Below are 8,714 nucleotides of genomic sequence, written 5' to 3'. Positions count from 1 at the left end.
AGGCTGCGATCTTTTGATCCTCAAAAACAAGATCAAAAGATCGCAGCCTCCGGCAGCTCCTACAGGTTTTTTGCTTCCTGCAGAATAGCCCGGCGCGGACGAAACGAACGGATGATGGGGATCGTTCCGCCCGCATCAGGCTATAGGGTGACGCTTTTTAGAACTTGGCTTCGGCATCCAGCTGCAGAGTGTTGGTGTCTGCGTCACGCTGGGTACGGCTGGAGAAGTCGGCCTTGGTCAGGAAGTACGTGGCGCCGATGGCGAAGTTCTTGTCGATGTCGTAACCGACCTTGAACTTGTGCCCACGGGAACCGGTGGTGCCGTTGGCGAAGTCGGAGTCGGTGAACGCGCCGACCACGGCGTCACGCTGTACGTCACGATAGTTGTAATCCAGGTTCAGACCGAAGACTTTCGACTTGGCGCCGACCAGCCACGCGGTATCGGCGTCGGTCACGGCATCGTTGTTCTTCACGTATTGACCGTAGAACGACAGCGGCATCGGCAGACCGCCGATGTCGATCTGGCTGAAACCTTCGTACAGGCGGAACTCGTTGTTGGCCGAGTTGCCGTTGACCGACAGCGCGCACGGTGTGGATGTCCCGGTGCAGCGGCTGTCTTCATCGTTCTGGTAGGCGTAGACGCTGCCGCCCAGGGTCAGTTTCAGGTTGTCGGTGATCGCGAAACGGCTGCCCAACTGCCCGGCAGTCAGACGCAGGTCGTGACGGAATTGCACGCCTTCGCCGTCGACGTTGTCCTTGAGGGTGTAGTTACCCAGGCTGCCGAACAGTTCGGCGCTGCTGCCCAGTGGATATTTGTAGGTGACGGCCAGACCTTCCGGGTTGATGTCGCTGTCCCAGATCACGTCGCCCATGCTGACCCACGGTTGCAGCATCTTGCCGCCGATCACGTGCAGGTTCTTGATCGCATCCGGGTGGTAGTCGATGTAGCCCAGGTCGAGCCAGATCTGCTTCTTGTCGAAGTAGTTGTCCATGTCCTGGTTGGTCGAACGGGCATCGTCGCCGCCGCCGGTGGCAATACGGATGCCGGTGTCGACTTGCGGGTTGATCTCGGTGTAAGCCCCCAGACGTGCGCGGATACGCTGGCGATCCTTGTCACGGCCACCATTGTTGGATTCGCCGTCGATCTTGACGGTCTCCTGACGGATACGCACGTCACCCTTGAACTGGGTCTTGGCGGCCCAGGCGAGTTTCTGGTCGAAGGAGCTCAGCTCGTTGGTTTTCTTCGCGGTTGCCGCGATTTGCTCGTTGGTCTCTTGCTGCGCCTGCTGCGCGATTTGCTGAGCCTTCTGATCCTTGGCCAGTTCAGTTTGCAGTTCGATGTACTGCGCCTGGGAAATGGAACCGTTGGCCTTGAGCATGTCGAGCAGTTTGGCGTCGACTGCAGCACTGGCCGGAACGCTCATGGCCAGCAACAGGCCACCGCACAAGGCCGCCGCAGTTTTCGTGGAAGCAAGACGCATAGCAATCTCCGAAGATGAGAGGGATGGCAGAACCATCCGGGGCACACCGACGCGTACGTCGGAAAACAGTGTCCGGGTAGACCCCGGCGCTCTAAAAACAGGAGCGAGTATCGCGATGGTTTATGACAGAGCAGTGGCTAAGTGATGTCATGTCGATGACGATACAAAGTCCTCGTGAACTATTGAGCTAGAGCACTGTCGCCCGAATGAGCGTGTGCAATGGATGCCGATCAGCGATACTCGCGGGGCTTTGACGCCAAGATGTGGAGAGCCAGTTGATGCCGTTGCAACGTCTGCAAAACCTGTCAGAAATCGTCCCTGCGACATGGGACGCGCTGGTGCCTGAGAACCAGCCGTTTTTGCGCCATGCGTTCCTCAGCGCACTGGAAGACAGCGGTAGCGTCGGACCCCATACCGGCTGGCAGCCCGAGCATCTGCTGCACGTCGAAGACGATCGGCTGATCGCGGCGCTGCCCAGTTATCGCAAGTGGCATTCCTATGGCGAGTACGTGTTCGATCACGGCTGGGCCGATGCCTGTGCCCGGGCCGGCATCGATTACTACCCCAAACTGCTGACGGCGGTGCCGTTCAGCCCGGTCAGCGGACCACGCTTGCTGGCCGCCCGGGTCGAAGACGGTTTCGAACTGCTCAAGAGCCTGCCGGGTTATCTGGAAATCGAAGAGCTTTCCAGCGCGCACATCAATTTCACCGACCCGTTCACCGATGCCGCCATGGCCGAGCAGCCGGGCTGGCTGCAACGTATCGGCTGTCAGTATCACTGGCAGAATCGCGGTTATCGGGACTTCCAGGATTTTCTCGACGCGCTCAGTTCGCGCAAGCGCAAGCAAATGCGTAAAGAGCGCGAGCAGGTGGCGGGGCAGGGCTTCGAATTCGAATGGCTGGAAGGGCGTGAGCTGGACGAGGCGCAATGGGATTTTGTCTACGCCTGCTATGCCAACACCTACGCCGTGCGCCGCCAGGCGCCGTACCTGACGCGCGAGTTTTTCAGTCTGCTGGCTGCGCGGATGCCGGAGGCGATTCGGGTGGTCTTCGCCAGACAGGGTTCACGGCCGGTGGCGATGGCCTTCAGTCTGGTCGGGGGCGACAGCTTCTATGGACGCTATTGGGGATGTCTGGCCGAGTTTGACCGGCTGCATTTCGAGACATGTTTCTATCAGGGCATGGACTATGCGATTGCCCATGGGTATCAGCGCTTTGATGCCGGCGCTCAGGGCGAGCACAAGCTGATTCGCGGCTTTGAACCGGTGATCACCCACTCGTGGCACTACCTGCGTCATCCCGGTCTGAAAGCCGCAGTTAAAGACTTCCTGCAACAGGAACGTGCTGGCGTCCTTGCGTACGCCGAGGAAGCCAGAACAGCCTTGCCATACCGCCAGGCCTGAGCTTGCCTTTAAACGGGGCCGACATCGATCCTCGGGGGTGGTTGATTTATTCGTGTGGGGGGGGGCTTGCCCCCGAATGCGGTGTGTCAGTACGGTAGCTATGACTGACACGACGCCTTCGGGAGCAAGCCCCCTCCCACAGGGGATTTCCAGTGGGTTCAGGATTGCTCTTTGCCCAGCCAGCGATAAATCGTCCCGCCCACTATCGCGCCAATCAGCGGCGCGACCCAGAACATCCACAACTGCGCGATCGCCCAGCCGCCGACCATCAGCGCCGGCCCGGTGCTACGAGCCGGGTTGACCGAAGTGTTGGTGACCGGAATCGAGATCAGGTGAATCAGCGTCAGCCCCAGGCCGATGGCAATCGGTGCGAGGCCCGCCGGGGCGCGTTTGTCGGTGGCGCCGAGGATGATGATCACGAACATCCCGGTCATCACCAGCTCGGTGACAAAGCCTGCCGCCATCGAGTATTTGCCGGGCGAGTGCTCGCCGTACCCATTGGACGCCAGACCTGCTGCGATGTCGAAACCTTCCTTGCCGCTGGCGATGTAGTAGAGCAGCGCGGCGGCGAGTATCCCGCCGAGCACTTGGGCGATGATGTAGGCGGGTAGCTCTTTTGCTGGAAACCGTACGCCGACCACCAACCCGACCGATACCGCCGGATTGAGATGACATCCGCTGATGTGGCCGATGGCGAACGCCATGGTCAGCACCGTCAGACCAAACGCCAGGGCCACCCCCAGCACTCCGATGCCCAGAGGCGAAGACGCGGCGAGCACCGCACTGCCACAACCACCCAGAACCAGCCAGAACGTACCCAACAACTCAGTAACTGAACGTTTGAACAGAGACATGAGAGAGTCCTTGATAGCCCATGCTATCGAGACTGTATTGCGTTGTGCTTCCCTGCAGATTTACGACAGGTTCCGTGCTGGAACCTTGGCTGAGTACAGCACGCTTTGGATGGATTTCCAGCAGCCATCAAAAAACCGCCAGAGCCCGTGGTTAGAGGGCTGTGGCGGTTCTCAATATATTGTGGGAGGGGGCTTGCTCCCGAATGCGGTGTGTCAGACAAATGTTCGGTACTGACACCCCGCTTTCGGGAGCGAGCCCCCTCCCACATTGGAGTTGTATTGATTCAATGATCAATCGATCCCGACAAATCCCCCGGTCTGGTGCGCCCACAACCGCGCATACAATCCGCGATGCGCCAGCAGTTCGGCGTGGGTACCGCTCTCGGCGATCTTGCCGTTTTCCAGCACTACCAGCCGATCCATGCGAGCGATGGTCGAGAGACGGTGAGCAATGGCGATCACGGTTTTGCCTTGCATCAGGGTTTCCAGGCTTTCCTGGATCGCCGCTTCGACTTCCGAGTCGAGTGCCGAGGTTGCTTCGTCCATGATCAGGATCGGCGCGTCCTTGAGCAGCACCCGGGCAATCGCAATGCGCTGGCGCTGACCGCCGGACAGTTTCACCCCGCGTTCGCCGACGTGCGCGTCGAAACCGGTACGGCCCTCAGCGTCCGACAGCAGCGGAATGAACTCGTCGGCGCGAGCCTTGTGCACCGCGTCCCAGAGCTCGGCGTCGGTGGCGTCAGGCTTGCCATACAGCAAGTTGTCGCGGATCGAGCGGTGCAGCAGGGAGGTGTCCTGCGTGATCATGCCGATGCGTGCGCGCAGGCTTTCCTGGCCGACTTCGGCGATGTTCTGCCCATCGATCAGGATGCGTCCGCCCTCTACGTCATACAGGCGCAGCAGCAGGTTGACCAAGGTCGATTTACCGGCGCCGGACGGCCCGATCAGACCGATTTTCTCGCCGGGTTTAATGTTCAGATTGAGGTCGCCGATGATGCCTTTCTTCTTGCCGTAGTGAAAATCCACGTGCTCGAAACGCACTTCGCCACGAGCCACGGCCAGCGGTTTGGCCTGCTCGCGATCAGTGACGCTGACCGGTTGCGAGATGGTCTGCAGACCGTCCTGCACCATGCCGATGTTTTCGAAGATGCCGGTGACTACCCACATGATCCAGCCGGACATATTGACGATACGAATCACCAGACCGGTGGCGAGGGCGATCGCGCCGACAGTGATCAGCGACTGCGTCCACAGCCACAGCGCCAGCGCGGTGGTGCCAACGATCAGCAGACCGTTCATGGTGGTGATCGCCACGTCCATGCTGGTCACCACGCGGCCGGCCATCTGCGCCTTGACCGTCTGTTCTTCGATGGCTTCCTTGGCGTAATGCTGTTCGAAGTTGGTGTGGGCGAACAACTTGAGGGTGGCGATGTTGGTGTAGCCGTCGACGATTCGTCCCATCAGTTTCGAGCGCGCGTCGGAAGCTTGCACCGAACGCTCTTTCACCCGTGGCACGAAGTAATACAGCGCGCCGATGTAGGCGACGATCCACGTCAGCAGCGGGATCATCAGGCGCCAGTCGGCTTCGGCGAACAGCACCAGCGAACTGATCGCGTAGATCACCACGTGCCACAGCGCATCCACCGCTTGCACCGCCGAATCGCGCAGCGAGTTGCCGGTCTGCATGATGCGTTGGGCGATGCGCCCGGCGAAGTCGTTCTGGAAGAAATTCAGGCTCTGCTTGAGCACGTAACTGTGGTTCTGCCAGCGGATCATGCTGGTCATCCCCGGGCTCAGGGTCTGGTGCACCAGCAGGTCGTGCAGGCCGAAAAAGATCGGCCGCAGCACCAGGGCGACCACCACCATCCACGTCAGTTCGAGGGCATGGTCGCTGAAGAAATTCGGGTTGGGCGTGCCCTGGGCCAGGTCGATGATGCGGCTCAGGTAGCTGAACAGCGCCACTTCGATCAACGCGGCAAACAGGCCGACGACGAGCAGGGCGGCAAAACTCGGCCAGACCTGCTTGAGGTAATAGGTATAGAAGGGCCAGACACGATCCGGCGGGGAGGCCGTGGGGGCGTCGCGGAATATGTCGATCAGTTGTTCGAAACGGCGATAGAGCATCAGATAACCGCCCGGATGCCGGGCTCTCCTTTTATCGGTGTGAGCGGCGCGGCTTCAGGCCAGCGCCGCTCGAAACGCCCTGTACAGCTTAGTCGATGACTTTGGCCGACTTGATGATCACAGGGTCGACAGGCACGTTTTGCATGCCCTGTTTGGTGGTGGTCTGCGAGTTGACGATGATGTCGACCACGTCCATGCCTTTGACCACTTTGGCGAATACCGCGTAACCGGCATCACGGCCCGGATCGAGGAAGGCGTTGTCGGCGACGTTGATGAAGAACTGGCTGGTGGCCGAATCAGGGTTGGAGGTACGGGCCATCGACAAGGTGCCGCGAACGTTGTGCAGGCCATTGCTGGCTTCGTTCTTGATCGGTGCCTTGGTCTCTTTCTGTTGCATCTGCTGGGTGAAACCGCCGCCCTGAGCCATGAAACCCGGGATCACGCGATGGAAAATGGTGTTGGTGTAAAAGCCGCTGTTGACGTAATCCAGAAAGTTTTTGGTACTGATTGGCGCCTTGACCGGATCCAGTTCGATTTCGATCTGGCCGTTGGTGGTGTCCAGCAGCACGTGCGGTGCTTTTGCAGGCGTGGCAGCCATCAGGTTGGCAGCAAACAGCACGGTGCCGGCGGCGAGGGCGAGTTTTTTCAACATGGGTCAGTAATCCTGAGATTGAGTATCGGCTGTGGCAAGGAACGCCAGCAGCGTTTGGTTAAAGCGTTCGGGTTGATCGAGCGGGGTGGCGTGGCGCGAATCGGCGATGACCACCAGCCGCGCATCGGGCAGCAGTTTTACATAGGTTTCTTTCAGTGCCACCGGTGTGTAGTCACGGTCGGCAGTCACGATGAGCGTTGGACAGGTCACCCGGGAAAGTCGTTCCTGAACGCCCCAGCCAACAATCGCATCGAAGCTGGCGAGATAAGCACGTTTGTCGTTTTTTGCCCAGCGTTCGGCCATTTTCTGCCGCAGATCAGCTTGTTCAGGCTTGGGGAAAAGTTTGCCGCCCAGCGCCTTGCCGATGGTCGCCAGACTCAGCACGCGCATCAGACTCCAGCGCTTGAACCATTGCCAGTAATCGTCGCGGCTGCGGAGTTTGACCTCGGGGGCGCTGTTGACGATGGTCAGGCTTTTCAGCATTTGCGGCTGATCGACGCCGAACTGAAAGCCGATCATCCCGCCCATCGACAGCCCGACGTAATGTACCGGGCCGAGTTTCAGGTGTTCGATCAACGCCAGCAGATCGGCGCTGAACCCGGCGATGCTGTAGCGCTCGCGAGGTTTGTCCGAGCGACCGTGACCACGTATATCCGGAACGATCACCCGGTAGTGCGCCGACAGCGCCGGGATCTGCATTTCCCAGTCCAGGGTGCTCGAACCCAGTCCGTGAACCAGTAGCAACGGGGTGCCGTGGCCATATTCCTCGTAGTGCAGGTTGCAACCTTCATGTTCGAAATAGGCCATCGGTGAACTCCGTGTCAGGCTTGCTCGGGGGCGGCGAACGGTGCGTCAAGCGGCAAAGTGTCGAAGGTGCGCAACAGTTCGATGAGGATTTGTGTGGCCGGGCCCAGCGGTTTGTCCTTGTTCGAATACAGATAGAAGCTCGGGTTGCGGCTGCCACCCTGATCCAACGGTAGCAGCTTGAGCGTGCCTTCCTTCAATTCCCGTTCGATCATGTGCCGTGGCAGCCAGGCAAAGCCCAGGCCGCTGCTGACGAACGTGGCAGCCGTGGCGAGGCTGCCGACGGTCCAGCGCTGTTCGGCGCCGAGCCAGCCAACGTCGCGTGGTTGCTGGCGGCCGGAGTCGCGAATCACCACCTGCATCTGGGTTTCCAGGTCCTGGAAGCTCAGTTCGCGGTTGAGCCGATGCAGCGCGTGATCAGGGTGGGCGACCGCGACAAATTCGACGTCGCTCAATTCCGCGCCGAGGTAGCCGGGGATGCTCAGGCCGGTGATTGCCAGATCGGCCACGCCCTCGAGCAAGACCTCCTCGACCCCCGACAACACCTCCTCGCGCAGACGCACGCGGCAGCCGCGGCTCTGCGGCATGAACGCGGTCAGCGCCCGCACGATACGTGCGCTCGGGTAAGCCGCATCGACCACCAGCCGCACTTCGGCTTCCCAACCTTGCTCCATGTGGTGGGCGAGGTCTTCCAGTTGGCTGGCCTGTTTCACCAGTTGTCGCGAGCGGCGCAGCAGTACGCCGCCGGCTTCGGTGAGCACCGCTTTACGTCCGTCGATGCGCAGCAACGGCACGCCGAGCTGGTCCTGCATGCGGGCGACGGTATAACTCACCGACGATTGCGAACGGTGCAGAACCTCGGCGGCCTGGGCGAAACCACCGTGGTCGACCACGGCCTGCAATGTTCGCCATTGATCAAGGGTCACGCGGGGCGCTTTCATCAATAGCTCCTCTTGTCCTAAGCTGGCCGTCCCTCATGGAGACTGGCGAATGAAAAAATTCTGTTGTGTGGTGCTCGCGTTGCTGCCGCTGACTGCGTTTGCTTACCCGATCGATGTGCAGAAGAACCTCAATGGCTTGAAGATCGACTACGAGACCTTCGACACCGACAAAGACATCGGCTCCATCCGGGTCGCCAACTACGGTGATGTCGACGCGACCTGCAAAGTCGTTTTCAACAATGGTCCGGAAGCACCGCGTACGCGCAACATCGAAATCCCGGCCCGCAAGCATACGAATGCCACGGCCAAGTTCTCCCGCGAGATCATCAGGCTGCGCATCGATTTGAGCTGCTCCCCGAAATAACGGCAATCCCCTGTAGGAGTGAGCCTGCTCGCGATTGCGGTGTGTCAGTTAAATCCTGATGTACCTGACACACCGCAATCGCGAGCAGGCTC

8 protein-coding genes are annotated in these 8,714 nt (G+C 60.1%); 2 read left to right on the top strand and 6 right to left on the bottom strand.

Translation table 11 applies throughout. The annotated features are described in order from the left end of the window. Nucleotides 1-157 precede the first annotated feature (157 nt). Nucleotides 158-1,480, bottom strand: a complete 1,323-nt coding sequence (locus LVD08_RS06630; RefSeq protein ID WP_007966005.1) for a putative porin — start codon at nt 1,478-1,480, stop codon at nt 158-160. Between the two features lie 278 nt (nt 1,481-1,758). On the opposite strand from LVD08_RS06630, the gene LVD08_RS06625 reads away from it, so the two are divergent. Further along, nucleotides 1,759-2,883, top strand: coding sequence for a GNAT family N-acetyltransferase (locus LVD08_RS06625; RefSeq protein WP_247267770.1), 1,125 nt, complete (start codon nt 1,759-1,761; stop codon nt 2,881-2,883). A 158-nt stretch (nt 2,884-3,041) separates the two neighbouring features. Here the strand turns inward: LVD08_RS06625 and aqpZ are convergent, their stop codons facing one another. The 5 genes from aqpZ to LVD08_RS06600 all read right to left on the bottom strand — a co-directional run bounded on the left by aqpZ (nt 3,042) and on the right by LVD08_RS06600 (nt 8,258). Continuing rightward, nucleotides 3,042-3,737, bottom strand: a complete 696-nt coding sequence (gene aqpZ, locus LVD08_RS06620; protein WP_247267769.1) for an aquaporin Z — start codon at nt 3,735-3,737, stop codon at nt 3,042-3,044. A gap of 291 nt (nt 3,738-4,028) precedes the next feature. Beyond that, entirely contained in the window at nt 4,029-5,861 is a 1,833-nt protein-coding gene (locus LVD08_RS06615) for an ABC transporter ATP-binding protein (protein WP_247267768.1), read from the bottom strand. An 88-nt stretch (nt 5,862-5,949) separates the two neighbouring features. Next, nucleotides 5,950-6,513 carry a peptidylprolyl isomerase gene (locus tag LVD08_RS06610; protein ID WP_027614548.1) on the bottom strand — a complete coding sequence of 188 codons (564 nt, stop codon included), beginning with the start codon at nt 6,511-6,513 and terminating at the stop codon, nt 5,950-5,952. Nucleotides 6,514-6,516: 3 nt separating this feature from the next. Next, the gene (locus LVD08_RS06605; protein ID WP_027614549.1) at nt 6,517-7,320 is read right to left on the bottom strand and encodes an alpha/beta fold hydrolase; all 804 of its coding nucleotides are present in this window, start codon (nt 7,318-7,320) and stop codon (nt 6,517-6,519) included. A gap of 14 nt (nt 7,321-7,334) precedes the next feature. After that, nucleotides 7,335-8,258, bottom strand: a complete 924-nt coding sequence (locus LVD08_RS06600) for a LysR family transcriptional regulator (protein WP_027614550.1) — start codon at nt 8,256-8,258, stop codon at nt 7,335-7,337. Between the two features lie 49 nt (nt 8,259-8,307). Between LVD08_RS06600 and LVD08_RS06595 the strand changes: the two genes are divergently transcribed. After that, nucleotides 8,308-8,622, top strand: a complete 315-nt coding sequence (locus LVD08_RS06595; RefSeq protein WP_202369388.1) for a 3-phosphoglycerate kinase — start codon at nt 8,308-8,310, stop codon at nt 8,620-8,622. The last annotated feature ends 92 nt before the right edge of the window (nt 8,623-8,714 follow it).

Origin of the sequence: Pseudomonas sp. YL2, assembly GCF_023063025.1 — a bacterium.
GTDB lineage: Bacteria > Pseudomonadota > Gammaproteobacteria > Pseudomonadales > Pseudomonadaceae > Aquipseudomonas > Aquipseudomonas putida_A.
The sequence above is the reverse complement of the archived record's forward strand: the minus strand, read 5'-3'. Positions and strand labels throughout refer to the sequence as shown.